This is a genomic window from Phreatobacter sp., assembly GCF_016793595.1.
In the GTDB taxonomy this organism is placed as follows: Bacteria; Pseudomonadota; Alphaproteobacteria; order Rhizobiales; family Phreatobacteraceae; genus Phreatobacter.
In genome coordinates this window covers 123,604-149,863 of the sequence record NZ_JAEULY010000015.1, presented here as the reverse complement: position 1 = coordinate 149,863, position 26,260 = coordinate 123,604, and the positions used below count along the sequence as shown (strand labels likewise).

Annotated in this window: 26 protein-coding genes; 13 read left to right on the top strand and 13 right to left on the bottom strand. The window is 67.6% G+C overall.

What is annotated here, in order from left to right; all coding sequences use genetic code 11:
- Positions 1–11: 11 nt before the first annotated feature.
- On the top strand, positions 12–425 hold the full coding sequence (locus JNK84_RS15665; RefSeq protein ID WP_293425471.1) for a F0F1 ATP synthase subunit epsilon: 414 nt from the start codon (positions 12–14) through the stop codon (positions 423–425).
- Between the two features lie 131 nt (positions 426–556).
- Positions 557–760, top strand: a complete 204-nt coding sequence (locus JNK84_RS15660; RefSeq protein WP_293425469.1) for a KTSC domain-containing protein — start codon at positions 557–559, stop codon at positions 758–760.
- Here JNK84_RS15660 and JNK84_RS15655 read toward each other — a convergent pair.
- A complete protein-coding gene (locus JNK84_RS15655) occupies positions 757–1,050 on the bottom strand; it encodes a hypothetical protein (RefSeq protein ID WP_293425467.1) in 294 nt (97 codons plus the stop codon). The two genes, JNK84_RS15660 and JNK84_RS15655, sit on opposite strands and share 4 nt — an antisense overlap.
- 8 nt (positions 1,051–1,058) lie before the next feature.
- Here JNK84_RS15655 and JNK84_RS15650 point away from each other — a divergent pair, with 8 nt between their 5' ends.
- Positions 1,059–1,880, top strand: a complete 822-nt coding sequence (locus JNK84_RS15650; protein WP_293425465.1) for a DUF3800 domain-containing protein — start codon at positions 1,059–1,061, stop codon at positions 1,878–1,880.
- A gap of 319 nt (positions 1,881–2,199) precedes the next feature.
- Here JNK84_RS15650 and pncA read toward each other — a convergent pair whose 3' ends face one another.
- From pncA to JNK84_RS15635, 3 genes are all read right to left on the bottom strand, one after another.
- The gene (gene pncA / locus JNK84_RS15645; RefSeq protein WP_293425463.1) at positions 2,200–2,937 is read right to left on the bottom strand and encodes a bifunctional nicotinamidase/pyrazinamidase; all 738 of its coding nucleotides are present in this window, start codon (positions 2,935–2,937) and stop codon (positions 2,200–2,202) included.
- A 92-nt stretch (positions 2,938–3,029) separates the two neighbouring features.
- The gene (locus JNK84_RS15640; RefSeq protein WP_293425461.1) at positions 3,030–3,542 is read right to left on the bottom strand and encodes an RNA pyrophosphohydrolase; all 513 of its coding nucleotides are present in this window, start codon (positions 3,540–3,542) and stop codon (positions 3,030–3,032) included.
- 30 nt (positions 3,543–3,572) lie between these two features.
- Positions 3,573–4,733 (bottom strand): divergent polysaccharide deacetylase family protein, encoded by a 1,161-nt coding sequence (locus tag JNK84_RS15635; protein ID WP_293425459.1) that lies wholly within the window; start codon positions 4,731–4,733, stop codon positions 3,573–3,575.
- A 164-nt stretch (positions 4,734–4,897) separates the two neighbouring features.
- On the opposite strand from JNK84_RS15635, the gene JNK84_RS15630 reads away from it, so the two are divergent.
- The 4 genes from JNK84_RS15630 (at position 4,898) to JNK84_RS15615 (ending at position 8,069) form a co-directional block, all read left to right on the top strand.
- On the top strand, positions 4,898–6,190 hold the full coding sequence (locus tag JNK84_RS15630; RefSeq protein WP_293425458.1) for a glutamate-5-semialdehyde dehydrogenase: 1,293 nt from the start codon (positions 4,898–4,900) through the stop codon (positions 6,188–6,190).
- A 77-nt stretch (positions 6,191–6,267) separates the two neighbouring features.
- Positions 6,268–6,843 carry a nicotinate-nucleotide adenylyltransferase gene (locus JNK84_RS15625; protein WP_293425456.1) on the top strand — a complete coding sequence of 192 codons (576 nt, stop codon included), beginning with the start codon at positions 6,268–6,270 and terminating at the stop codon, positions 6,841–6,843.
- A 77-nt stretch (positions 6,844–6,920) separates the two neighbouring features.
- Entirely contained in the window at positions 6,921–7,445 is a 525-nt protein-coding gene (locus JNK84_RS15620; RefSeq protein WP_293425454.1) for a response regulator, read from the top strand.
- Between the two features lie 111 nt (positions 7,446–7,556).
- Complete coding sequence (locus tag JNK84_RS15615) at positions 7,557–8,069, top strand: L-2-amino-thiazoline-4-carboxylic acid hydrolase (RefSeq protein WP_293425452.1); 513 nt, start codon at positions 7,557–7,559, stop codon at positions 8,067–8,069.
- Here the strand turns inward: JNK84_RS15615 and JNK84_RS15610 are convergent, their stop codons facing one another.
- On the bottom strand, positions 8,070–8,582 hold the full coding sequence (locus JNK84_RS15610) for a DUF1993 domain-containing protein (protein ID WP_293425451.1): 513 nt from the start codon (positions 8,580–8,582) through the stop codon (positions 8,070–8,072).
- Positions 8,583–8,681: 99 nt separating this feature from the next.
- On the opposite strand from JNK84_RS15610, the gene recF reads away from it, so the two are divergent.
- Entirely contained in the window at positions 8,682–9,854 is a 1,173-nt protein-coding gene (gene recF / locus JNK84_RS15605; RefSeq protein ID WP_293425449.1) for a DNA replication/repair protein RecF, read from the top strand.
- Between the two features lie 28 nt (positions 9,855–9,882).
- Here recF and JNK84_RS15600 read toward each other — a convergent pair whose 3' ends face one another.
- The 5 genes from JNK84_RS15600 to JNK84_RS15580 all read right to left on the bottom strand — a co-directional run bounded on the left by JNK84_RS15600 (position 9,883) and on the right by JNK84_RS15580 (position 14,530).
- Entirely contained in the window at positions 9,883–10,623 is a 741-nt protein-coding gene (locus JNK84_RS15600) for a TerC family protein (RefSeq protein ID WP_293425447.1), read from the bottom strand.
- A 109-nt stretch (positions 10,624–10,732) separates the two neighbouring features.
- Positions 10,733–11,410 (bottom strand): TerC family protein, encoded by a 678-nt coding sequence (locus JNK84_RS15595; protein WP_293425445.1) that lies wholly within the window; start codon positions 11,408–11,410, stop codon positions 10,733–10,735.
- A gap of 155 nt (positions 11,411–11,565) precedes the next feature.
- The gene (locus JNK84_RS15590; protein WP_293425443.1) at positions 11,566–12,642 is read right to left on the bottom strand and encodes a tartrate dehydrogenase; all 1,077 of its coding nucleotides are present in this window, start codon (positions 12,640–12,642) and stop codon (positions 11,566–11,568) included.
- Between the two features lie 124 nt (positions 12,643–12,766).
- Positions 12,767–13,432, bottom strand: a complete 666-nt coding sequence (locus JNK84_RS15585) for a DUF1345 domain-containing protein (RefSeq protein ID WP_293425441.1) — start codon at positions 13,430–13,432, stop codon at positions 12,767–12,769.
- A gap of 24 nt (positions 13,433–13,456) precedes the next feature.
- Positions 13,457–14,530 carry a tartrate dehydrogenase gene (locus tag JNK84_RS15580; RefSeq protein WP_293425439.1) on the bottom strand — a complete coding sequence of 358 codons (1,074 nt, stop codon included), beginning with the start codon at positions 14,528–14,530 and terminating at the stop codon, positions 13,457–13,459.
- A gap of 124 nt (positions 14,531–14,654) precedes the next feature.
- On the opposite strand from JNK84_RS15580, the gene JNK84_RS15575 reads away from it, so the two are divergent.
- Together JNK84_RS15575 and JNK84_RS15570 are read left to right on the top strand one after the other, a co-directional pair.
- Positions 14,655–15,356 (top strand): GntR family transcriptional regulator, encoded by a 702-nt coding sequence (locus JNK84_RS15575; RefSeq protein ID WP_293425437.1) that lies wholly within the window; start codon positions 14,655–14,657, stop codon positions 15,354–15,356.
- A gap of 72 nt (positions 15,357–15,428) precedes the next feature.
- The gene (locus JNK84_RS15570) at positions 15,429–16,412 is read left to right on the top strand and encodes a tripartite tricarboxylate transporter substrate-binding protein (protein ID WP_293425435.1); all 984 of its coding nucleotides are present in this window, start codon (positions 15,429–15,431) and stop codon (positions 16,410–16,412) included.
- 3 nt (positions 16,413–16,415) lie between these two features.
- Here the strand turns inward: JNK84_RS15570 and JNK84_RS15565 are convergent, their stop codons facing one another.
- Positions 16,416–17,312 (bottom strand): alpha/beta fold hydrolase, encoded by an 897-nt coding sequence (locus JNK84_RS15565; RefSeq protein WP_293425433.1) that lies wholly within the window; start codon positions 17,310–17,312, stop codon positions 16,416–16,418.
- Positions 17,313–17,444: 132 nt separating this feature from the next.
- On the opposite strand from JNK84_RS15565, the gene JNK84_RS15560 reads away from it, so the two are divergent.
- Complete coding sequence (locus JNK84_RS15560; RefSeq protein ID WP_293425431.1) at positions 17,445–18,428, top strand: tripartite tricarboxylate transporter substrate-binding protein; 984 nt, start codon at positions 17,445–17,447, stop codon at positions 18,426–18,428.
- Positions 18,429–18,500: 72 nt separating this feature from the next.
- On the opposite strand, the gene JNK84_RS15555 is transcribed toward JNK84_RS15560, so the two are convergent.
- Positions 18,501–19,541 (bottom strand): putative 2-aminoethylphosphonate ABC transporter substrate-binding protein, encoded by a 1,041-nt coding sequence (locus JNK84_RS15555; RefSeq protein ID WP_293425429.1) that lies wholly within the window; start codon positions 19,539–19,541, stop codon positions 18,501–18,503.
- Positions 19,542–19,634: 93 nt separating this feature from the next.
- A complete protein-coding gene (locus JNK84_RS15550; protein ID WP_293425428.1) occupies positions 19,635–20,927 on the bottom strand; it encodes a glycerate kinase type-2 family protein in 1,293 nt (430 codons plus the stop codon).
- A 125-nt stretch (positions 20,928–21,052) separates the two neighbouring features.
- Here JNK84_RS15550 and JNK84_RS15545 point away from each other — a divergent pair, with 125 nt between their 5' ends.
- Both JNK84_RS15545 and JNK84_RS15540 read left to right on the top strand, forming a co-directional pair.
- Positions 21,053–23,863: a [protein-PII] uridylyltransferase gene (locus JNK84_RS15545; protein WP_293425426.1), complete on the top strand. Its 2,811-nt coding sequence runs from the start codon at positions 21,053–21,055 to the stop codon at positions 23,861–23,863.
- 131 nt (positions 23,864–23,994) lie between these two features.
- Positions 23,995–26,220, top strand: coding sequence for a transglycosylase domain-containing protein (locus JNK84_RS15540; protein WP_293425424.1), 2,226 nt, complete (start codon positions 23,995–23,997; stop codon positions 26,218–26,220).
- The last annotated feature ends 40 nt before the right edge of the window (positions 26,221–26,260 follow it).

Genomic DNA, 26,260 nt, shown 5'->3' with positions numbered 1-26,260 from the left:
GATCGCGCAACATGGCGACCTTCAATTTCGAACTGGTCTCGCCCGAGCGGCAGCTCTTCTCGGGTGCCGTCGAGCAGGTCGTCGTGCCGGGTGCCGACGGCGATTTCGGCGTGCTCGCCGGCCACGCGCCTTTCGTCGCGTCGCTGCGTCCGGGCATCCTGACCATCCATGCCGACGGCCAGCCGAAGCGCCTCTATGTGCGCGGCGGCTTCGCCGAGGTCTCGGACGGTTCGCTCGCCGTGCTTGCCGAGCGCGCGACGCCGGTCGAGGATCTTCACGCCGACCAGATCGACGCGGAGATCAAGGACGCGCAGGACGACATCGCCGATGCCAAGGACGATGCGACGCGCGGCAAGGCCGCCGAACGGCTCGGCCAGCTCCAGAGCCTCAAGGGCGCGCTCGGCACCATCGGCGCGACGCACTGAGCCGCCGGCAACGGCTGAAGTTCAGAAAGGCCGCCCACCGGGCGGCCTTTTGCTTTTGCGACTATATACTTGACGCACCAACCCTAGCGCTGCGGTATGCGAGTGGGGCAATCGAGCCTCCGGGGGTCGGCATGCCCTTCCTGAAATCAACCGCAGTTGCGCGGGCCGAATACGACTACGCTACATCGACGCTATCGATCTGGTTTCGCGAAAGCGGCGGGCCTTACGACTACTATCGGGTGCCTGAGAGTGTTTACGTCGGCCTGATCAACGCGCGGTCGGCGGGAATTTATTTCAACAGTCACATTCGAGACCGCTACAGCAGCAATCGCTAGTCGCGGTTCACGGTAACTGTCGCGGGACCGCTAATCTCAACGATCAGGCTCGTCCCAATTTGCACCTTGAAGGTTTCGATACCTTCGCGAGCTTCGATCTCCCATTGGAGGAAGCACGTCGGGGGAAGGCGCAAAATGCTCGTCCAGAACCACTGAAACATATGAAGCCCCATGAAAAAGCCCGGCTCACGGCCGGGCTCACCCTTCTCAGCCTTGCCTTCCGTAGGCTTAAGCCTGTGCTTAGCCACTTGCCGCAGCGCCGTGTTGAAGCGATCTTCAATCCGTCGCATTCAAGTTCGTGGACAGCCGCCTAAAATGCAGCGAACTGGTCTGCCCCAGCCTTGGCTTTGCACTCATGTTTCTTCCAAAATCCAAGAGAGAGACGCCGGACCCAGCTTCAGTCCGAGAGATCTATATCGATGAAACAAGTCAAACTAAGCACCGCTATCTTCTTCTTGGTGCGCTGACGTTGCCTCTGATTAGCCAGTCAGCGGCGACAGAAGCTATTGCCCAATGTCGTCTGCCGGAACTCCCCGCCGGTGAGATGAAGTGGGGCAAGGTCTCACCTTCCAAGCTTTCTGCGTACCAGCGGATTGTCGACACATTCTTCGGTCGCGGGGGTATGGAGGACGCTCACTTTCATTGCATTGTCGTTGATACCAGCAAGCTTGACGACGAGCAGTTCAATGGTGGTAGCCGAGAGATCGGCTTCAACAAAGAAATCTATCAGCTCGCGTCGAAGTGCGCCCGGCTGTATTCATCGCTCTTCCATCTATACCCGGACTCCAGACACACGACCCAGCGTCCTGAGGACCTGCGGCAAATACTGAATAGCGGCCGGCGGAAGCAGGGCGATCCTCGCGATTGGCCCTTTAGGCGTTGCCAATTCCGCGATTCCAAAAGCACCCCATTGTTACAGATGACGGACATTCTTCTTGGTAGCGTTGCTTATCAAGTGAATGAGCATCACCGCGCAGCAAACTCTTCCGCTGCAAAGCTGTCGTTATCTACGCATGTTTTGCAATTGGCGGGCGTTACAGACCCGTTTAGGGACACCGCCAAGGCCGGGAAATTCACCATCTGGCATCGCCAGCTTCGGGCACGCGTCCCCCGGCCCTAGTTTACCGAGGCAAACACCACCAGTCGGTGGCTCCCATCCGCACTAGGCGGAGGGCTCGGGCCGAGGGAGTGTAAAGAAACTAAGAATTGTCAATGGATTCGTCAAGAGAATCCACTGCTTAGGTCATGCCCGACGATAGAGGTCCTTGATACTTCAAGCGCTTGCCAGCGATACCACGCAGGGCTTTCCCATCTTCCTAAGGGCTACGATGCTGCCTCACGGCGTGGTGGATACACGCGCAACTTCCGAACGTGCCTGAATCCCTATCATGCAGCGTAACGTTGGTCAAGGTAAAAAATCACATAAAGGGATCATGTACCTATATCAGCTCGCTCGCCTTGATCCGCTTCACGCCGAGCGCGGCCATGTCGCTCCAGGCCTTGCCCAGCGAGCCATTGAGATCGATGGCGCGGCAGGCATCCTCCACCACGAAGGTCTGCAGCCCGTTCTTGGCGGCGTCCTGCGCCGTCCAGTTCACGCAGAAATCGGTCGCGAGACCGACCACCACGGCGCGGGTGACGCCGCGCTCCTTCAGGTAACCCGAGAGGCCGGTCGGCGTGCGCCGGTCTGCCTCCATGAAGCCGGAATAGCTGTCGACCTCCTTGCGGTAGCCCTTGCGGACGATCGTCTGGGCATGCGGCACGTCCAGTCCCTCGTGGAACTCGGCGCCGGCCGAATCCCAGGTGCAATGGTCCGGCCAGAGAACCTGCGGCCCGTAGGGCATCTGCACCATGTCGAACGGCTTCCTGCCGGCATGGCTGGAGGCGAAGGACGAGTGCCCCTCCGGGTGCCAGTCCTGCGTGAACACGACGTTCTGGAAGCGCCGGGCGATGCCGTTCACCACAGGCACGATCTCGTCGCCCTTCGGCACGGCAAGGCGGCCGCCGGGGCAGAAGTCGTTCTGCACGTCGACGACGATCAGCGCGGTCGCATTGTCGATCATGGGGCGCTCCTGGCTTCCGGCGGACGTGGCGCCAGCGGCGGTCAGCACCGTCGCGCCGGCAATCAGCACGCGCCTGTCGATCTCGAAATGGCGGGTCCCGAAACGCTTGTCCATGGCTGCCTCCCGAGCGCCGATTGCGATGGAGACAGGCTACGCCCGCCGCAGAATTGTGCGATGCGGAAGAATCCGGAGGCGGGCGTGCCCGTTCACACCGGATGGGCGAAGGGGCGGAAGGTCGCGGCCACCTGCTCGTAGACACCGCGCTTGAACGGGATGATCAGGCCGGGCAGCGCATCGAGCGTCTCCCAGCGCCAGCGGTCGAACTCGGGCTTGTGATGCCCGTCGCCCGGTCGCGCCACATTGATCTCGCCGTCCTCGCCGTCGAAGCGGAAGGCGAACCATTTCTGCGTCTGCCCGCGATACTTCCCCTTCCACGACTGCCCGGCCACCACCTGCGGCAGGTCGTAGGCGAACCATTCGGGCGCCTCCGCCAGCAGTGTCGCGGAGCGGACATTGGTTTCCTCGAACAGTTCGCGCGTCGCGGCGGCCAGCGGCTCCTCGCCGGGGTCGATGCCGCCCTGCGGCATCTGCCAGGCCGTATCGCCCGCGCCGTGCTCGGCGGTGGCGTCGGCACGCCGGCCGATGAAGGCGAGGCCCTGCCGGTTGAGCAGCACGACGCCGACGCAGGGGCGGTAGGGCAGGTCTTCGAAGCGGGTCATCGGCTGGTGTCCGGCGGCACTCGCCGTTAGCTAGCCTGCCGGCGGGCGCCGCGCCACCCCGGCCGAGACCGGAACCAGCAGGATGCCGCGGCTCTCCAGCGCCCGGGCCCAGCGCGCCAGCCGGTCGACCGTCACCGGCAGCGCCGATCCGACGCCGAGCGCGAAGCCGGTCTCCCGGGCTCTCGCCTCCAGCCGCCCCAACTGGGCGTCGAGTTCGGCGGGCGTCGGCACGCGGTCGAGATGGATGTCGCCGCGCAGCGCCGGCTGCTGGATCGAGGCGGCGATCTGCGGCACCAGGCTGCGCGCGCTGGTGCCGTCGTCGATCACCATCAGGCCGCGCCGGTGCGCCTCGCGCAGGATCGGCGCGATCGCCGCTTCCGTCGCGGTGAACTTGCCGCCCATGTAGTTGACGATGCCGGCATAGCCCTGGAACCGGCCCATGGCCCAGTGCAGCCGCTCGGTATTGCGCTCGGTGGAGAGCGTGGTCAGCAGGGTCTGCGGGCCCGGATCATTGTCGGGATAGTCGAACGGCTCCATCGGCACCTGCAGGAATACCTCGTGGCCATTCGAACGGGCGCGGCCGATCAGGCGTTCGAGATCGCTGCCATAGGGCGCGAAGGCGAAGGAGACGGCCCCCGGCAGCTTGCCGATGGCCTCCGACGTGCCGTTCGCGCTGATGCCGAGGCCGCCGATGAGGATCGCGACACGCGGCATGGAGCCGCCGGCTCCGGCGGGGGGCACGAAAGCGCGGGCATAGGCTTCAGACGGCCTGCGCCCGTCCGGCGCGATGCGCGGCAGCGGGCCGTGGCTGGTTCGCTCCGACAGGCGCGGGTCGAGCCCCGCCGCCTGAGCGGGCGGCGTCGCGGCGATGCGCACGGCCTGCGACTGGCCGGACATGCCGTTGATGACATTGACCGTCGGCCCTTCCTCCTGCGGCGTCGCCACGGGCGCGGCGGCGGCCTGCTGCGGGCTGGTCGGTTCGGCGGTGCGCGGCGGCGGCATGGCGATGGCGCTGATCGCGCGCGGCTCGCCGCCGAGCGGGTTGTGGACCACGGCGACGGCGCCCGCGAGGCCGACCACCAGCGAGCCGAGCAGGCCGGCGACGACCGGCAGCAGCGGCGGCAGGGGCCACCGTCGCTTCGTCTCGGTCTTTGGCTCGACCCCGAGCGGGGCGTTGAGGTCGTCGGTCATGGCACCCGGATGGATGCGGATCGCGCGTCCGCCCCTCTAGATGACCTTCGAGCCGTTAAGCCGCGGTTAACCACGATGGTCAAAGCGTCGGCGATCTCGCAGGGTGGGTCGGATTTTACGGAAATCACCGGCCGTGCTAGGCAGACCGGCCGTGGAGGAACTGAATGTCCGCGCCCCTCAGCGCCGTCGATACGTCGCCCGGCATCGAACAGACCATGCTCGAACTCGGCCAGCGCGCCAAGGCGGCCGCGCGCCGCCTCGCGCTCGCCCCGGCCCGGCAGAAGGATCAGGCGCTTTCCGCCATCGCCGTCGCGATCCGCGAGCGGGCCGATGCCATTCTCGCCGCCAATGCCGAGGACCTCGCCGACGCGCGGCGTGACGGCGCGGCCGCCTCGTTCATCGACCGGCTGTCGCTGACGCAGGCGCGGATCGAGGCCATGGCCGCCGGCGTCGAAATCGTTCGCGACCTGGCCGATCCCGTCGGCTCGATCATCGCCGAGTGGGACCGGCCGAACGGCCTGCATATCGAGCGCGTGCGCGTGCCGCTCGGCGTCATCGGCGTCATCTACGAAAGCCGCCCGAACGTCACGGCGGACGCCGCGGCGCTTTGCCTGAAGGCCGGCAATGCGGTGATCCTGCGCGGCGGCTCCGACAGCTTCCGCTCGACCCGCGCCATCCATCAGGCCATTGCCGCCGGCCTCGACAAGGCCGGCCTGCCCGCCGCCGCGGTCTCGCTGGTGCCGACCCGCGACCGCATGGCGGTCGGCCTCATGCTGCAGGGCCTCGGCGGCGGCGTCGACGTCATCGTGCCGCGCGGGGGCAAGAGCCTCGTCGCGCGCGTTCAGCAGGAAGCGCGGGTGCCGGTCTTCGCTCATCTCGACGGCAACTGCCACGTCTATGTCCATGGCGCGGCGAACCTCGCCATGGCCAAGGACATCGTCCTCAACGCCAAGATGCGGCGCACCGGCGTCTGCGGCTCGGCCGAGACGCTGCTGGTCGACGAGAGCTGCGCCGGCACGCATCTGAGGCCGCTGGTTGCGGCGCTGCTCGATGCCGGCTGCGCGGTGCGCGGCGACAGCCTGACCCGCATCGTCGATCCGCGCGTGACGCCGGCGACCGAGGAAGACTGGTCGACCGAGTTCCTTGACGCGATCATCGCGGTCAAGGTCGTCTCGGGCCTCGGCGACGCCATCGCGCATATCGAGCGCTACGGCTCGCACCATACCGACGCCATCGTCACGACCGACCAGATGGCGGCCGACCGCTTCATGGCCGAGGTCGACAGCGCCATCGTCCTGCACAATGCCTCGACCCAGTTCGCCGACGGTGGCGAGTTCGGCTTCGGCGCGGAAATCGGCATCGCCACGGGCCGGATGCACGCGCGCGGCCCGGTCGGCGTCGAGCAGCTCACCTCCTTCAAATACCGCATTCGCGGTACGGGGCAGATCCGCCCGTGAGGCCGCATGGATCGCGGATCGCGCCGCGCCGGCCACGGCCCGGCGTCCGGCTCGCGCTCCCGCCGCATGCGGCCGGCATGTGCATCGGCCTGTTCGGCGGTTCGTTCAATCCGCCGCACGAGGCTCACAGGCTGGTGGCGCTGACGGCGCTGAAGCGCCTCGGCCTCGACGCCGTCTGGTGGCTGGTGACGCCCGGCAATCCGCTCAAGTCCGGCGGCGGCCTTGCGCCGCTCGCCGAGCGCATGGTGGCGGCGCAGCGGCTGGCGAACCACCCGCAGATCCATGTCACCGGTGTGGAGGCGGCGCTCGGCACGCGCTTTACCTTCGACACGATCGCCGCCCTCAAGGCGCGCTGCCCCGGCGTTCGCTTCGTCTGGATCATGGGCGCGGACAATCTCGGCCAGTTTCATCTCTGGCAGAACTGGCGCGGCATAGCCGGCGCGCTGCCCATGGCCGTGGTCGACCGGCCGGGCGCGGGGCTGAGGGCCGTCGCGGGCGTCGCGGCCCAGACGCTCGCCCGCTATCGGCTGAACGAGAGCGACGGTTTGCTGCTGCCCTATGCGCCTCCGCCGGCCTGGATTTTCCTGCACGGACTGAAATCGCCGCTGTCCTCGACGGCGATTCGGCAAAAAACGCAAATTCGCTCAAATTGATTCAATCGGCTTAGCCGCGGTTCAAGAGCCGGCCCGTAGTTTCCCGCCATCTGATCCAGGGGTGGGTGGACACAATCATGAATGGGCTGATCTCCAAGAAGGCGGAGCAGTTGCTCTCCAGCGTCGACGTGCTGATCGTCGACGACAACCAGTTCATGCGCCGGGTCGTGCGCAACATTCTCACCAATATCGGCATCAAGTCGGTGCACGAGGCCTCCGACGGGCTGGCCGGGCTGGAACATATCCGGCTGCACGCACCCGACATCGTCATCCTCGATTGGGAAATGCCGATGCTGAACGGCGCGGAAATGCTGCGCATCGTCCGCAACCCGACCTCGTTTCCGGTGCCGGATGTGCCGATCATCATGCTGACCTCGCATCTCGAGCGCTGGCGCGTGACGGAGGCGACCCGCCTCGGCGTCCACGAGTTCGTCGCCAAACCCATTTCCGGCAAGGCGCTGCTGGAGCGGATCATCTCGATCATCGTCAAGCCGCGGCCGATGGTGCATCTCGATGGCTATTACGGCCCCGAGCCGCGGAAGCTGCTGGTCGAGCCGCGCCTGCGCGCCCGCTCAATCCCTCAGCCCGCCAACGTCGCCTGACGCGGCCGCCATCCATGCCGCTGGCGTGATGCTGGCCATGCGGCTTCGCGCTTGCAATGCCGGCCGGCCCGCGCTCCCTTGCACCCTCGAATGGTTCCAGGGAACGACACGATGACCGACACCAAGGCTGCCGCCCCCGCCCACCTGCCGGGCCTCTCGATGTACGACAAGCGTCGCATCGAGGCGGAAATCCTCAAGCACGTCTACGACGCGGTCACCGAGAGCCACGGCAAGGCCGAGGCGGCCAAGGTCGTCGCCGAGGCGGTGACGCGGTCCGCCATCGAGCAGGGCCAGCGTTTCGCCGCCGAAGCGCCCGCTGGCACCTCGCTTCAGGGCTTCATCGACATGCAGGATCTCTGGACCAAGGGCGGCGCGCTCGACGTCGAGGTCCTCGGTCGCACCGAGGACACCTATTCGTTCAATGTCACGCGCTGCCGCTACTCGGAGATGTACAAGGAGATGGGTCTCGGCGAGATCGGCCATCTCCTGTCATGCCAGCGCGACGGCACCTTCTGCGAGGGCTATGACCCCAAGCTGAAGCTGGAACGGACACAGACCATCATGCAGGGCGCGAGCCACTGCGACTTCCGCTTCCGCTATGGCGAGGACAAGCCCGCCGCCTGATCAGGCCGCCGGCTTGCCGATGAAATCGCGCTTGCCGACTTCCACGCCGTTGTGCCGCAGGATCGCGTAGGCCGTGGTGCAGTGGAAGAAGAAGTTCGGCAAGGCGAGGTGGGCGAGATAGGCCTGCCCCTTGAAGGTCATCGGATTGCCGCCGAGCGGCAGGGTGATGTCTCGGGTCCCGCCCGCGTCGATGGCGGCCTTGTCGAGACCCGTGACGAAGCCGATGCAGGTCTGGATTCGCTGCTTCAGCTCCTCGACCGTGGTCTCGACATCGGGATATTTCGGCAGCTCGACGCCCGCGAGCCGGCCCGCGCCGCCCTTGGCGAAATCGGTGGCGAGCTGCACCTGACGCACCAGCGGGAACATGTCAGGGGCGAGGCGGCTGTCCAGCAGCACTTTCGGATCGATCTTCTTCGCTTCCGCGAAGGCGACCGCCTTGTCGAGCAGGGCGGACAGGCTGGTCAGCATCTGGACGAAGACCGGCACGGAGAGGTCGTATAGTGCTGTCGGCATTGGGACACCCGGAAGGAGATGAACGTGCTCCGGCCATTCGCCGGACCAGGGTGATTTAACTATGGCGCCGGCCCGCCGCCATGGGGCAGATAGGAAACCATGTCCCTCCCGATTCCGCTGATCCCGGACGACCCTCAGCCGGTTCAGGGCCGCATCCTGAAAGTCGCCCTGTCGCGCTTCCGCAGCTATGCGGCGGCGGCGTTGACGCCGGGGGCGCCGCTTGTCGCGCTGGTCGGCCAGAACGGCGCGGGCAAGACCAATGTGCTCGAGGCGCTGTCCTTCCTGACGCCCGGCCGCGGCCTCCGGCGCGCGACGCTGTCGGAAGCCGCCTTCGATCAGGGTGATGGCGGCTGGGCGGTCAGCGCCACCGTCGAGGGCGCCTATGGCGAGAGCGTGCTCGGCACCGGCATCGACGGCGGCGAGGAGGAGGCGCGCACGCGCATCTGCCGCATCGACCGTGTCGCCGCTGGATCGGCGGCGGCCTTCGCCGAGCATGTCCGCGTCGTCTGGCTGACGCCGGCCATGGACGGGCTGTTTCTCGGCTCGGCCGGCGAGCGCCGCCGTTTCCTCGACCGGCTGGTTCTGGCCGTGGATGCCGAGCATGGCGCGCGGGTCAATGCGCTGGAGCGCTCGCTGCGCGCCCGCAACCGCCTCCTGGAAGAGAGCTTCCACGAGACCGCCTGGCTGGAGGCGGTGGAACACGAGACCGCGGAACTGGCGGTCGCGGTCGCGGCCGCGCGCGCGGAGACCGTGCGCCGCCTCGCCGGCCTGATCGAGGCGACGCGCGATCCCGCCTCGCTGTTTCCCTGGGCGGCGCTGGCGCTCGATGGCGCGCTGGAGGCCGGGGTTCTGGAGCGCCCGGCCCTCGACGTCGAGGACGAGTACCGCGCCGTGCTGCGCGACAACCGCTATCGCGATCGCGCGGCGGGGCGGACGACCAATGGGCCGCACTTGACCGATCTGCTCGCGGTGCATGGACCTTCGGGCGCGCCGGCCGAGCGCTGCTCCACCGGCCAGCAGAAGGCCCTGCTGATCGGGCTGGTGCTGGCGCATGCCCGGCTTGTCGCTGAAATGGCCGGCTTCACGCCTGTGGTGCTGCTGGACGAAGTCGCGGCCCATCTCGATCCCGAGCGCCGCGCCGCGCTCTACGACGCGCTGGACCGGCTCGGGGCGCAGGTCTGGATGACGGGGGCCGACCCGCAGGCGTTCGAAAGCCTCAGGGGTCGCGCGGACATCTGGACCGTGTCGCCCGGCGAGATCCGCCGGGCGTAGTCTGCGTCAGGCATATATCGGCCGGCGCTCAATGCGCAGGCGGAGCTTCCTGCGCCTTGCCACCGCGCTTGACGTAGCCGATGGCCAGCACGATCAGCGCGCCGACGACGGCGGCCGTGTAATGCGGGATCGGCGCGGCCTTGATGCCGACGGCCGTGTTCACCGTGTCGGCGACGACGAGCGCCGGGTTGAACGCCTGCATCTGCTTGAGGATGACCGGGTCGTTCAGCAGCATGTCGCCGGCGATCCAGCCGAGCAGCGCCGCGCCGGCCCAGACGAAGGCCGGAAAACGCTCGATGATGCCGAGGATCAGCGCCGAGCCGAAGACGATCAGCGGCACGGTCAGCGCCAGGCCGAAGATGAACAGCCAGACATTGCCGTGGGCCGCCGCCGCGATGGCCAGCACGTTGTCGAGGCTCATGACGGCGTCGGCAATGGCGATGGTGCGCACCGCGCCCCAGAGATTGTCGCTGGCCGCGACGTCGCCATGGCCGCCATCCTCCTCGCCGACCACCAGTTTGGCCGCGATCCAGAACAGCAGCAGGCCGCCGACCACTTTCAGGAACGGTACGGCGAGCAGATAGGTGATGACGAGAGCGAACAGGATGCGCAGGCCGACGGCAGCGCCCGCGCCGAGCAGGATGCCCATCTTGCGCTGCCGCTCCGGCAGGCCGCGACAGGCCAGCGCGATAACCACGGCATTGTCGCCGGAGAGCAGAAGATCGATCCAGATGATCTGGACCAGGCCTACCCAGAATTGACTGTCCATGCCGCTCGCTTCCCTCGCGCTCGGCCACGTTCGGCCGCAGGAAGCTGCGACATAGACTGGATTGGCCGCGATGTCAGCAGCGGCAGCCTGACGCTCCCCGCAAAAATGGCTAGGCCGCGGCGGCCGGTCTCGCGCGTCTGATCAGGTAGGCGACGCCGATGACGAACAGCGCGCCGATCACCTCCGTCGGCAGTTCGAAACGGTGCACCGCGTCGATGCCGATGGCGCGCTTCACCACCGGGTCGTTCAGCATCATGTCGCCGGCCAGCCAGCCGAGCAGGGCCGCGCCCGCCCAGACCAGGATCGGCAATCTCTCCAGCAGCTTCATGATCAGCGACGCGCCGGCAACGATCAGCGGGATCGAGATGATGAGGCCGAGGACCAGCATGAAGCGGCTGTCGCGCGCGACAGCCGCGATGGCGAGCACGTTGTCGAGGCTCATCACCGCATCGGCGATCGCCACCGTGCGGACCGCGTACCACAGCTGGTCGGAGGAGCGGATGTGATCGTCGTCGCCGGCCTCGTCGGTCACCAGCTTGATGGCGATCCAGACCAGCAGGGCGCCGCCGGCAAGGCGCAGGAACGGCAGGTCCAGAAGGGTCGCGACCATCAGCGTGAAGACGACGCGCAGCAGGATCGCGACGCCGGCGCCCATGATCATGCCGATCAGCCGCTGGCGGTCGGGCAGGTCCTTGCAGGCGAGCGCGATGACCACCGCATTGTCGCCGGACAGGATGATGTTGATCCAGACGACCTCGAGCAGCCCGATCCAGAAGATGCTGTCCATGCGCCAACGCCCCCGATCGGCAGGGGCGGATGCCCATGCCAGTCACAAGGTGCGTCATAACGCCACTGCGACATGTTGTCAGCAGCGAATCCGGCAAGGCCCCATGCGCCGGCCGCAGGGCGACGCGCGCGCGGGGCCTGCTTCGGGAAGGAGCGTCAGGCGATCGCGTCGGCAATCGCCTTGCCGCAGGCAATGGTGTCGGCCTTGCCTCCGAGGTCGCGGGTCCGGTAGTCGGCCTTGGCGAGAACCTCCTCGATGGCGCGCACGATGGCGGCCGCCGCTTCCGGCTCGCCGAGATGGTCGAGCATCATCGCCGCCGACCAGATCTGCCCCACCGGATTGGCGATGCCCTTGCCGGCAATGTCCGGCGCCGAGCCGTGGACCGGCTCGAATAGCGAGGGGAACTTGCGGTCGGGGTTGATATTGCCCGACGGCGCGATGCCGATCGTGCCAGTGCAGGCCGGGCCGAGGTCCGAGAGGATGTCGCCGAACAGGTTCGAGGCGACCACCACGTCGAACTTGTCAGGGTTGAGCACGAAATGGGCGGTGAGGATGTCGATGTGGAACTGGTTCACCGCGACATCGGGATAGGCCTTGGTCATCTCGGCGACGCGCTCGTCCCAGTAGGGCATCGAGATCGAGATGCCGTTGGACTTGGTGGCGCTGGTCAGCTTCCGGCGCGGCCGCTTCATGGCGAGTTCGAAGGCGTATTTCAGGATGCGGTCGACGCCGATGCGCGTCATGACGGTCTCCTGCACGACGAATTCGCGCTCGGTGCCGGGGAACATGCGCCCGCCGATGGAGGAATATTCGCCCTCGGTGTTCTCGCGAACGACGAAGAAGTCGATGTCGCCGGGCTTGCGGTTTGCCAGCGGCGCCGGCACGCCCGGCATCAGCTTCACGGGCCTGAGGTTCACATACTGGTCGAACTCGCGGCGCATCAGCAGCAGCGAGCCCCAGAGCGAGATGTGGTCGGGAATCTTGTCGGGCATGCCGACCGCGCCGAAGAAGATGGCGTCGGAACCGCCGATCTTCGCCTTCCAGTCTTCCGGCATCATGCGGCCGTGCTTCTCGTAGTAGTTCCAGGACGAGAAGTCGTGATGGTCGAGATCGACCGAGAAACGGTATTTCTTCGCCGCGGCCTCCAGCGCGCGGATGCCCTCCGGCATCACCTCCGTGCCGATGCCGTCGCCGGGAATGACGGCGAGTTTGTAGGTGTTAGAGCGGGCCATCTGCCTCTCCTGAAAATCCGTTCGATGTCGTCGTTGCCGGCCTGAATGACATCCAATTCAGGCCCCGTCACCTGCTTGACGCGCGCGTTTCGGCGAGGGCCGCCATGCTCTTGGCCGCCCCTTCCTACAGGCCGCCAAGCGCGTTCACCGTGAAGGCCAGAATGCCCATGTTGAACAGGAAGGCGATCATGGAATGCCCCAGCACCACACGGCGCAGATGCGTGCCGCTGATCGCGATATCCGATGTCTGGAAGGTCATGCCGAGCGTGAAGCTGAAATAGAGGAAGTCCCAGTAGTTCGGATGCTGTGTGCCGGGCACCTGGAGGCCGCCGCGATCGCCGCTGCTGCCCTCGAGATAGAAGAGATGCGCGTAATGCAGGGCGAAGATGGTGTTGGCGAAACACCACGACAGCGCCAGCGTCGCGACGATCAGGCCGACGCCATGCCAGTCGAGCGCTGGCTTGTTGGCGATGAGCGTGCCGACCGCGAACAGGATCACGACCGAAAGCAGCGCGGTGATGGCGAGCAGAGCACCGCGATTGGCGTCGTTCGCCTGCGCTGTGGTCCGCATCTGACCGGGGCTGTCGTTGAGCAGCGGCAGCGCGGACAGGAAGAAGGCGACCGCGGCTGCATCGAACCCAACCAGTAGTGCGATCCGCTTGTCGATGAACCAGAGGCTGCCGCAGGCGGCAACGAGCACGAAAATCGCCGCGAACAGGAGAAAGCGCGGCGGCGCGATCCTGCGTCCGATGCGGCTCAGGAAGGGTTCAGCCAGGATCGCCTCCATCATGCGCGAGGTCGTGCATGATAGCGCCTATTCGTTGTCGGCGCGGATCGCAGCGATGACGGCATCGGTCACCTGCCGGGTCGTCGCCTTGCCGCCGAGGTCGGGCGTGTGAAGGTTCTTGTCCGCCGTGACGCGCTCGATGGCGCGCATCAGCCGGGCCGCCGCCTTTGCCTCGCCGAGATGGTCGAGCATCATCGAGGCCGACCAGAACGTGCCGACCGGGTTGGCGATGCCCTTGCCCATGATGTCGAAGGCCGAGCCGTGGATCGGCTCGAACATCGAGGGGAATTCGCGCTCCGGATTGAGGTTGGCGGTCGGCGCGATACCGAGCGAGCCGGCGAGCGCCGCCGCGAGGTCCGACAGGATGTCGGCGTGCAGGTTGGTCGCGACGACCGTGTCGATAGTCTCCGGCTTCAGCGTCATGCGCATGGTCATGGCGTCGACGATGGCCTTGTCCCAGGTCACGTCCGGGAACTCCCTGGCGACTTCGGCCGCGACCTCGTCCCACATCACCATGGCGTAACGCTGGGCGTTGGACTTGGTGACAACGGTGAGCTGCTTGCGCGGCCGGCTCTGCGCCAGCCTGAACGCGAAGCGCATGATCCGGACGACGCCCGCACGGGTCATGATCGAGACATCGGTCGCGGCCTCGATCGGCAGGCCCTGATGGACGCGGCCGCCGACGCCTGAATATTCGCCCTCGGAATTCTCCCGCACGATCACCCAGTCGAGCTCCGGTCCCGAGACATGGCGCAGCGGCGAGGTGATGCCCGGCAGGATGCGGGTCGGGCGCACGTTGGCGTACTGGTCGAAGGGCTGGCAGATCGCGAGCCGCAGGCCCCAGAGCGTGATGTGGTCGGGAATGTCGGGATGGCCGGCGGAGCCAAACAGGATCGCGTCGTGGCCCTTGATCTGCTCGCGGCCATCTTCCGGCATCATCCGGCCGTGCCTCTTGTAGTACTCGCCGCCCCAGTCGAAGCGGTCGAAGGCGACGGCGAACTGTTCGCGCGCCGCGAGCGCCTCCAGCACCTCGACGCCGGCATCGATGACCTCCGTTCCGATGCCGTCTCCCGGAATGGACGCGATCCGATAGGTCTTCATGGGGTCCGCTTGTCGCTGGAGTGACGGGGGCGTGATGCAGTCCCATGGCCGAGCGGCGCGGCTGTGTCAATCATTCCATTGCATCTTCCATGGAAGTTGATATCAACAGCTCAGGGAGATTGTCATGGCACGGACGGCGTCAGCCGCGGCGACCGGCGACCGGCGTCCTTCGCTCGTCGATGACGCCTATGCCGCGATGAAGGAAGCGATCCGCGAGAGCACTTTCGCGCCCGGCTATCAGGCCTCGGCGCAGGAGATCGCGCTCCGGCTCGGCATGAGCCGCACGCCCGTCCACGAGGCGTCGCTGAAGTTGCAGGAGGAGGGCCTCGTCCGCATCGTGCCGAAGCGCGGCATCCTGATTTGCGCGCTGGCGCCTGACGACATCCGCGAGATCTACGACGTCATCGTCGCCATCGAGGGCCGTGCGGCCGAGCTTGTCGCTGCTCTGCCGGAGGCGGACCGCCAGGTGATCGCCGACACGCTCGAACACCGCACCGCCGACATGGAGGCCGCCTTCGCCTCTGGCGACCTCACCGCCTGGGGGCAGGCGGATGCCGCCTTCCACCGCGCTCTGATCGAGGGCGCGCGCAACGGCCGCATCGCGCGCATCGTCCAGACCGTCAACGACCAGATGCACCGCGCGCGCATGCTCACCCTGCGCCTGCGCGGCGAGTTGCCGCAATCGATCGCGGACCACCGGAGCATCATTGTCGCGATCCGGGCCGGCGATCCTTCGGCGGCTCATGCGGCGGCGCGCGGCCATCGCCTGCGCACGCAGTCCGAACTGATCCCGCTTCTGGAAAGTCTTGGCCTGAAGCATTTCTGACGGTCGCCCGCGCGGGCGGCCCAACAAAACCAGCCGCAGGCCATGCGGCGTTGCAAACGATTGGAGGAAACGATGAAACGATTGCTGCCTACCCTCGCCCTGATGGGCGCATCGCTTGCCGCCGGTCTCGTAGCGCCGGCCGCCGCCCAGACCTACCCGGCCCGCCCGATCACCATGATCGTTCCCTTCGCCGCCGGCGGCACCACGGACATCATCGCGCGCATCGTCGCGGAGCACATGTCGCGCACGCTCGGCCAGTCCATCGTGGTGGAGAATGTCGCTGGCGCCGGTGGCACGACCGGATCGCTCAGGGCCGCCCGCGCGACGCCGGACGGCTACACGATCATCATGGGCAATATGGGCACCCATTCGGCCTCGGTCGGTCTCTACCCCAACCTTGCCTACGACCCGCGCACCGATTTCGAGCCGATCATGAACGCCTCGGGCACGCCGATGATGATCGCGGCCCACAAGGACTTCCCGGCCAACACGCTGCAGGAGATGATCGCGCTGATCCGCGCCAATCCTTCTCGTTACAATTACGGACATGGCGGCGTCGGCTCGACCTCGCACCTGACCTGCGTGTTCTTCCATCACCTCGTCGGCGCGCCGGTCCAGCATGTGCCGTTCCGCGGCTCGGGTCCGGCGCTTGCGGCGCTGCTCGGCAAGCAGCTCGACTATGTCTGCGACCAGACTGTCACCATCGTGCCGCAGCTCTCGAACCTGAAGACCTACGTCGTCGCGACCCCCTCGCGCCTCGCTGTGGCGCAGGACGTGCCGACCAGCGCCGAAGGCGGCCTTGCGGCCTTCCAGGTGGTCGGCTGGAACGCCATGTTCGCGCCCAAGGGCACGCCGCGCGAGATCGTCGACAGGCTGAATGCCGCCGGCCGCGCCGCCCTTGCCGATGAAAGCGTCCGCAAGCGGCTGCTGGAGCTCGGCTGCGAAATCCCGGATGCCGCCGGCCAGACGCCGGAGGCGCTCGGCGCCCATGTCCGCGCCGAGGTCGACAAGTGGACGCCGGTCATCAAGGCGGCGGGCGTCGTCGCCGGCAACTGAGGCTCAGACGAAGAACCGCTCGAGTTCGTCCGCGACGAGCTCGGGCACTTCCTCGGCGAGATAGTGCCCGGCCGGCAGCGCGTGGCCGCTGACGTCGCTCGCCCGCTCGCGCCACAGCGCGAGGGCATCGAAGCACTTCTCGATCACGCCGTTCTGCCCCCATAGCACGAGCATGGGGCACTCGACCTTGCGACCCCCGTCGGCATCATCATGGGCGATGTCGATCGTCGCGGCGGCGCGATAGTCCTCGCAGCTCGCATGGATCGTGTCGGGGTTGCGGAAACAGCGCAGATATTCGTGCAGGGCCTCCTCGGTGAAGGGCTGAAGGCCGGCCGAGCCGGAGCCGCATTTCTTCAGCCAGTAGGCGTCGGGGTCGGAACGGATCATCCGCTCCGGGAAGGGCGCCGGCGTGATCAGGAAGAACCAGTGCCAGTAGAGCCGGGCGAACAGGTCCGTCGTGTCGCGGTACATCTCCCGTGTCGGCGCGATGTCCAGCACGGCGAGGCGGCGCACGCGCGCGGCATGGTCCAGCGCGAGGCGATGGGAGACGCGCGCACCACGGTCATGGCCGCAGAGAAAGAAGGTGTCGTGGCCGAGGGCGGTCATCACCTCGGCCATGTCCTGCGCCATGGCGCGCTTGGAATAGGGCGCGTGGTCGTCGGTGGTCGCCGGCTTGCCGCTGTCGCCGTAGCCGCGCAGGTCCGCGGCGACGATGGTGAAGCGCTCGGCGAGGCGCGGCGCGACCTTGTGCCAGAGCACATGGGTCTGCGGATAGCCGTGAAGCAGGAGCAGCGCGGGGCCGGAGCCTCCGGTCCGCACCCGGATCGTGGTTCCGCTGGTCGGCACGTCGAGGCTGCGGAAGCCCGGAAAAAGTACTCCAGCACCATCTGAATCAACCATGAAGCGCCTCCGGGCCGGGTCCTGAGAGGTTCTTGTATCCATGAAGGAGAACATTAGGTATGCCGACATTCCGACGACAGGGCCGGCAAGAACGCCCGTCGGAGTTACCGCGTACAACGACAGAGGACGCTCATGCACAAACGCCATCTCCTTGTCGCAGCCGCCGCAGCGCTTGTCGCCGGCACGCTGCCCGCCGCCGCGCAGACCTTCCCGTCGCGCCCCGTGACCATGATCATTCCCTTCGCCGCCGGCGGTCCGACCGATGTCGTCGCGCGCATCGTCGCCGAGTCCATGTCGAAGGCGCTCGGCCAGGCCATCGTGATCGAGAACGTCGCCGGCGCGGGCGGCACCACGGGTTCGACCCGTCTGACCACGGCCCAGCCGGACGGCCACACGATCATGATCGGCCATACCGGCACCCATGCCGCGTCCGTCGCGCTCTATCCGAACCTGCGCTATCACCCGGTCAACGACTTCTCGCCGATCGGCCTCGTCAACACCAACGCCATCCTGCTCACCGCCAAGAAGACGCTGCCGCCGAACACCCTCGCGGAGTTCGTCGCCTGGCTGAAGGCCAACGAGCGCACCGCCAACAACGCCCATGCCGGCATCGGCTCGGTCAGCCACACGACCTGCCTCCTGCTGCATGCGATCATCGGCGTGAAGCCGCAGAGCGTGCCCTATCGCGGCACCGGCCCGGCCATGAACGACCTCGTCGCCGGTCAGGTCGACTATCTCTGCGACCAGGTGGTCAACGTCGCCCCGCAGGTTCGCGCTGGCACGATCAAGGCATTCGCGGTCGCCCAGCAGACCCGCAACGCCGCGCTTCCGGATGTTCCGACCACGGCCGAAGCCGGCCTGCCCGCCTATCAGGTGGTGGTCTGGAACGCCATGCTCGCCCCGAAGGGCACGCCGGAGCCGGTGATCGCCAAGTTGAACGAGGCGCTGCGTACGGCCCTCGCCGATCCGAACGTCAAGGCTCGCCTGACCGAGCTTGGCGCTGACCTTCCCGAGGCCAGCCTCGCGACGCCCGCGGGCCTGCGCGCCTTTCTCGAAGCCGAGATCGCCAAGTGGACGCCGGTCATCCGCGCCGCCGGCGTGACCGCCAGCAACTGATCGGCGGCGCGTCTCGCGCAACCGAAAGCCGAATGGAGGGCCGCCGCGAGGCGGCCCTTTCCTTTTGGCCAGTCAGTTCCGGTTCGTCAGGGGATTGTCGAAACGACGGGTCCACTCCGCCAGGACGCGGTCGCGATTCTCCGCCATCCATTCGGAATTGCTCGGCGTCATGCGGCTCTCCGCCTCGCGCGGATAGTGCGGCGGCGAGCCGAAGCCATGCCGGGCGACGATCCCGTAGAATCGCGCGAACAGCTCGTTGGCCTTGGGACCGATCGCCCAGTCCGAGATCCGTCTGGCCGCGTCGGTCTGCGCGGCCGGCCGGCCGCGAACGATGGCCATGCCGCCCATTTCCCAGCCGACGCCCTCTTCCGGGATGATCACGTCCACCGGCGCGCCCAGCGCCTTTTCGCGCGCCGCGCGCATGTCGAAGCTGAGGCCGACGAGCCGCTCGCCACGCGCCGCCTGCACGCAGGGCGCGCTGCCCGAATGGGTGTAGAGCGCCACGTTGCGATGCAGTTTTTCCATGAACTGCCAGGCGGCATCCTCGCCCATGACCTGAATCCAGTTGGACACCAGCAGGAAGCCCGTGCCGGACGAAGCCGGATGCGGCATGACGATCCGGTTCCGGAACTGCGGCCCTGCCAGGTCCTGCCACCGCTCGGGCCGCGCGATGGACAGGCGCCGCGCCTCGTTCGTGTTGAAGCAGACGGCGACGACGAAAGCGTCGAGGCCGGTCCAGCTATAGGGATCGTTGGGGTCGCGGAACTGGGCTTTGAGCTGGTCGACGCCCTTCGGCATATAGGGCTCCAGCACGTTCATCCGTTCGAGAGCCAGGAGGCTCGACGTGACGATGCCGAAGATCATGTCGGCGCGCGGCGTGTCGCGCTCGGCGATGAGGCGGGCGGTGATCACGCCTGTCGAATCCCGCACCCACGCCACCTCGACGTCCGGGTGGTCGGCTTCGATCGCCGCCTTCAGCGCCGAGAGCTGATCGACCTCCGAGGCCGTGTAGATGACGAGACGGGTGCGCTGCTGTGCCTCGGACGCAGCCGGCGCGAGCATCGCGGCCAAAGCGAGGAACAGGGCGGGCAAAATCCGCGATCGTCGATCCATGCCTTGTCCGCTTGATCTGGCGCGGGTTTCGCGCAGCCGTCGCCCGGGTCATGGATGGCGACGCCGGGCGCCGGAGTCAATCGTTTGCAATCCCTATGCGATCAGGATCGCGCGGAAATCATTGACGTTGGTATGGGTCGGCCCGGTGACCACCAGCCCGTCGACGGCCGCGAAGAAACCGAAACCGTCATGGCGGTCGAGAAAGGCGCGCGGCGACAGCCCCAGCGTCTCGGCGGCCGCGAACATGCCGGGTGTGATGATGGCGCCCGCATTGGATTCGATGCCGTCGATGCCGTCCGTGTCGATGGCGAGCGCATGGATGCGCGCGCGCATTTCCGGGGGGAAGCCCTGGATGGCGACGCCAAAGGCGAGGGCGAATTCCGAGTTGCGGCCGCCGCGCCCATAGTCGCCGCCCTTCGGCAGGGCCACCGTCGTCTCGCCGCCGGAGAGGATCAGCAAGGGCGGCCGGGCCGGCAGGCCGTGATCCAGCACGCTGCGGGCAAGGGCGGCGTGAACCTGCGCCACGTCGCGCGCCTCGCCCTCGATCGTGTCGCCGAGCACGAGGGTCGGCAGGCCGGCCTTCTCGGCAATGGCCGCGGCGGCCCGCAGGCTCTCGACGGGGCGGGCGATCAGCCTGACGTCGGTGCCGCGCGCGAAGGCGGGGTGGCCGGGTTTCGGGCTTTCGCAGGCGGCGTTTTCGAGATGACGCATGACCGCCTCTGGCAGCTGCATGCGGTAGCGCGCGACGACGGCGAGCGCGTCCTCGCGCGTCGTCGGGTCGGGAACGGTCGGGCCGGAGGCGATGACCGCGGGATCGTCGCCGGGCACGTCCGAAATGGCGATGGTGACGATCCCGGCGGGATGGGCCGCCGCCGCGAGGCGTCCGCCGGCAATGGCGGAAACGTGCTTCCTGACGCAGTTCATCTGGCCGATATCGGCGCCGGACGCGAGAAGCGCCGAATTGACCGCCTTGAGATCGTCGAGCGTGAGGTCGCCGGCGGGCAGGGCGAGCAAGGCCGAGCCGCCGCCGGAGATCAGCGCCACCACGAGATCCCTGTCCGTGAGGCCCTCCAGCCGCGAGAGGATGCGCCGGCTCGCGATGAGGCCGGCTTCGTCCGGAACGGGATGCGAAGCCTCCAGCACCTCGACGCGCGAGGTCGGCACGGCATGGCCGTAGCGGGTGACGACCGTGCCTTCCAGCGGTGCCGGCCACAGCTTCTCGAAGGCCGCCGCCATGCTGGCCGCCGCCTTGCCAGCGCCGACCACCACGGTTCTGCCTTCCGGGACGTCGGGCAGATGTTCGGCGATCCGGTCGGGCAGGGCGGCCTTGATCGCGGCATGGCCGAGCGAGATCAGGAAGGCGCGCGGGTCGGTCTGATAGGTCATGGCGGGCTCCGGGCCCCTGCTTACAGGCCGGCGGCGCGCGCGTCATGCCCGCTCTCGACATCTCGCATCCGCCGGGCGTTGCGCGTATGGTCCGCGGCCACCGATCACGCCGAACGACGAGCCCGATGGATTCGACCGTAACCGAAGCCCGAGCCCATGGCCGCGCAGCCACCCGCGCGCCGCTCATCGATCCCGCCGACCTTGGCGAGCTGCTCTCCGGCATCCGGGTGAGGGCGGGCGACACGCAGGCTGCGCGCGGCGCCGTCGTGCAAGCGTTGAAAAAGGAACTGGCCGAGGCGCGCGGCAAGGCCGAGGCGCGGCTGATCGAGACGGCCGACGGGCGCGCCTGCGCCGAGGCGCTCTCCGACTTTCAGGACGAGGTGATCCGCGCGCTGTTCGTCTGGATCTGCGGGCAGCTCTACCCCTCCGACAATCCGTCGTCCGGCGAGCGCATGACCGTGGTCGCGACTGGCGGCTACGGGCGCGGCATGCTGGCGCCGGGCTCGGACATCGATCTCCTGTTCCTGCTGCCCTATAAGCAGACCGCCTGGGGCGAGAGCGTCGCCGAGGCCATGCTCTATTGCCTGTGGGACATGGGGCTGAAGGTTGGCCACGCCACGCGTTCGGTGGACGAGTGCATCCGCCAGGCGCGCGCCGATTTCACCATCCGCACCGCCATCCTCGAGACCCGCTACATTCTCGGCGACCGCCAGCTCTTCGATGAGCTGGAGAGCCGTTTCGACGCCGAGGTGGTGAAGGGCACGGTGCCGGAATTCGTCGCCGCCAAGCTCGCCGAGCGCGACGAGCGGCACCGCAAGACCGGCCAGTCGCGCTATCTCGTCGAACCCAACGTCAAGGATGGCAAGGGCGGCTTGCGCGACCTCCACACGCTGTTCTGGATCGCGCGCTACGCCTACCGGGTGAAGACCGACGAGGAACTGGCGAAGAAGGGCGTTTTCACGCGGCGCGAGGCGCAGATGTTTCGCCGCTGCGAGAAGTTCCTGTGGACCGTGCGCTGCCACCTGCACTTCCTGACCGGGCGGCCCGAGGAGCGCCTGTCCTTCGATCTTCAGCGCGAACTGGCGCCCCGCCTCGGCTATCGCGACCATAACGGCCTGGTCGATGTCGAGCGCTTCATGAAACACTACTTCCTGATCGCGAAGGACGTCGGCGACCTCACCGCCATTCTCTGCGCGGAACTGGAGGAGCGGCACGAGAAGCCGGCGCCCGTGCTCGACCGCTTCATCGCGAAACTGCGTCCGAAATCGCGGCGCGGGTTCAAGGAAAGCACGGACTTCCAGATCGACCACGACCGGATCACGGTCGCGGACGAGGAAGCCTTCACGCGCGATCCCGTCAACATGATCCGCATGTTCTGGCTCGCCGACCGCTACAATCTGGCCTTCCATCCGGACGCGATGCGGCTGCTGACCAGGTCGCTGAAGCTGGTGGACGACACGTTGCGGCATGACCCGACGGCGAACCAGCTCTTCGTCTCGATCCTGACCTCCGCCAACACGCCGGAAATCGTGCTGCGGCGCATGAACGAGGCGGGCCTGCTCGGCCGCTTCGTGCCGGATTTCGGCCGCGTCGTGGCGATGATGCAGTTCAACATGTACCACCACTACACGGTGGACGAGCATCTCCTGCGCTGCATCGGCATGCTCCAGCAGATCGAGCGCGGCGGCGATCCCAATCTCGGCCTTGCCGCCGATCTCGTGAAGACCATCCAGCCGCGCAACCGCGACCTGCTCTACGTCGCGCTGTTCCTGCACGATATCGCCAAGGGCCGGCCGGAGGACCATTCGGTGGCCGGCGCCAAGGTGGCGCGCCGCCTGTGCCCGCGCTTCGGTCTCAACGCCGCCGAAACGGAACTGGTCTCCTGGCTGGTCGAGCAGCATCTGGTCATGTCGACCATCGCGCAGTCGCGCGATCTCGGCGAACGCAAGACCATCGAGATGTTCGCCGGCGTCGTGCAGTCGCTCGAGCGGATGAAGCTGCTGCTGATCCTGACCTCGGCCGACATCATGGCGGTCGGGCCCGGCGTCTGGAACGGCTGGAAAAGCCAGTTGCTCAAGACCCTCTATTACGAGACCGAGCCGGTTGTGACCGGCGGCTTCTCCGAGGTGAACCGCTCGCGCCGGGTGGAGATGGCGCAGGAGGAATTCCGCCGCGCCGCGCCGGACAAGCTCGCGAACCTGGCTGGTGACGCGCTGGAGACCTATATCGGCCGCCACTATGCCGCGTACTGGCTGAAGGTCGATCTCGCCACCAAGATCGAGCATGCCCGCTTCCTTCTCGAGACCGAGGCCGCCGGCAAGTCGCTTGCGACGCGCGTCGACCTGCTCAACGGCCAGGGCGTGACGCACCTCACCGTGCTCGCGCCCGACCATCCGAGGCTTTTGTCGATCATCGCGGGCGCGTGCGCGGCCGCGGGCGCGAACATCATCGGCGCGCAAATCTACACGACGACCGACGGACTGGCCGTCGACACCATCTCGATCACGCGCGGATTCGATCGCGACGAGGACGAGGAGCGCCGGGCGCGGCGCATCGCGGACGGCATCGAGAAGGCGCTGCGCGGCGAGATGAAGGTCGGCGAGGCCGTGGCGGCGGTCGCCAGGAAATCGTCCAGCCGCCAGCGCTCGCGCACTTTCCGCATCGCGCCGGAAGTTGCCATCAACAACACCTGGTCGACCCGCTACACGGTCATCGAGGTGTCCGGTCTCGACCGGCCGGGCCTTCTCCACGACCTGACGGCGGCGCTGTCCCGCCACAGCCTCAATATCGCCTCGGCCTATGTCGCGACCTTCGGCGAGCGGGCGGTGGACGTGTTCTACGTCACCGACCTGATGGGCGCGAAGATCCAGACGGCGCAGCGACAGGCGGCGATCCGCAAGGTGCTGATGCAGGTGCTGGAGGAGGAGGCGCGCTGATCGCCGGCGCGAGCCGTTAACCCTGACCGGAAATGAACGCCGTCTCGCAGAATTGCCTTAACCCCCCCTTCATTGCGCCGGGATTACCCCGGAGACAGCAGGCATAGGGTGCAAAGGGGCTGACGGGACGGATGGCGAAGGGCCGCCGCGGGCGCAATGAGAGGATCGAGCCGAGCTTCGGGACGGCGCGCGGGGGCATGGACCTGCGCGCGGGGCCCGATGACCGGCCCTCCGTGCGTATCGCCGAGCCGGACCGTCCCGCACCGAAACCGCGCAGGGTGGAACGGGAGCCGGAGGTCGAGGTGGCGAAGGCCGAGCGACGTCGTGGATCGAAGCGGGGGCGCGACGAGCGCCCGCGCGGCAGGAAGCGGCGCGGCATTCTCGGCACCCTGTTCATCTGGGGCCTGACCGCCTCGATCTGGGCGGGCATCATCGTGGCCGGCGTCATCGCCTGGTACGCCGCGCATCTGCCGCCGACCCATTCACTGCAGGTGCCGCCCCGGCCGCCGAACATCGCCATCGTCGCGGCCGACGGCGCCGAACTCGCCAATCGCGGTGACACCGGCGGCGCGGCCATCCAGCTTCGCAGCCTGCCGCGCCACGTGTCCCAGGCGCTGATCGCCATCGAGGACCGGCGCTTCTACTCGCATTTCGGCCTCGACGTGGTCGGCCTCGGCCGCGCGGTTTTCACCAACCTGACCCGCAGGGGCATGCATCAGGGCGGCTCCACCCTGTCGCAGCAACTCGCCAAGAATCTGTTTCTGACCCCCGACCGGACGCTCGGTCGCAAGGTGCAGGAGGCGCTGCTGGCGCTCTGGCTGGAGCACAATTATTCCAAGGACCAGATCCTCGAACTCTACCTCAACCGCGTCTATTTCGGCGCCGGCGCCTATGGCATCGAGGCGGCCGCCCGCCGCTATTACGACAAGCCCGCGACCGCCCTGACCCTGCAGGAATCAGCGGTCATCGCCGGCCTCGTCAAGGCGCCCTCGCGGCTCGCGCCGACGCGCAATCCGCAGGAAGCGCAGGAGCGGGCCAAGCTCGTTCTCGCGGCCATGGCCGAGCAGGGCTACATCACCGAGGCGCAGGCGCGCGCCGCGCGCGACAACCCGGCCGTCGCCAGTCGCGCCGTTCCCGGCGGTTCGATCAACTACGTCGCAGACTGGGTCATGGACCTGATCGACGACTATGTCGGCAAGGTCGAGACGGACCTCGTGGTCGAGACGACCATCGTCGGCCCGGTGCAGCAGGCGGCCGAATCCGCCCTTGTCGAGACGCTGGCGCGCGGCGGCCAGCGCTATGGCGTCGGGCAGGGCGCTGTGGTGGTGCTCGACACGGACGGCGCGGTGCGCGCCCTCGTTGGCGGCCGCGACTATTCGCAGAGCCAGTTCAACCGTGCGACGGCGGCCCGTCGCCAGCCGGGATCGGCCTTCAAGCCCTTCGTCTATCTGGCGGCGCTGGAGCGCGGCCTCACCCCCGACACGGTGCGTTCGGACGCGCCTGTTCAGATCGCGGGGTGGCGGCCGGAAAACTACACGCGCGACTATCGCGGTGACGTCTCGCTGACCACGGCGCTCGCCTCCTCGCTCAACACGGTGGCCGTGCGGCTGGGGCAGGAAGTCGGTCCCCGGTCAGTCGTGCGCACGGCACAGAAGCTCGGGGTCGGCTCGGCGCTGGCGGCGAACCCGTCGATCTCGCTCGGCACGTCGGAGGTGAACCTGCTCGAACTGGTCGGCGCCTACGCGCCCTTCGCCAATGGCGGCATCGGCGTCATCCCGCACCTCATCACCAAGATCCGTACGACCAACGGCCGCGTGCTGTTCCAGCGCCGGCCGATGAACAATGGGCAGGTGGTGGAGCCCCGCCACGTCGCCATGATGAACGCGATGATGAACCAGACGACCGTGTCGGGCACCGCGCGCACCGTGCGCCTGCCGGGCTGGATCGTCGCGGGCAAGACCGGCACCAGCCAGGAATTCCGCGACGCCTGGTTCGTCGGCTATACCGGCCGCTTCGTCGCCGGCGTATGGCTCGGCAACGACGACGGCACGCCGACCCGCCGGCTGACCGGCGGCGGACTGCCCGTCGAGGTCTGGAACCGCGCCATGGCGGAGGCCCATCGCGGCCAGCAGGTCGTCGACCTGCCGGGCAACTGGCGCTCCTTCGACGCGCCGGGCCGCATCCTGCCGGGCGAGGGCCTCGACCAGCCGATGACCATGTCGCGCATCGAGCAGCGGCAGCCGCAGCCGCAGCCGCAGCGCACGGCCCAGCGGCCGGGCGGCACCGAGAATCCCGGCGATGTGATCCGCCCGCCGGCGGGCAACGGCAACGGTTTCTTCGAGCGGCTGTTCCGGTAGCAATCTCGCATTGCCGCGTTTTCTTCACGCGAACCGGTGT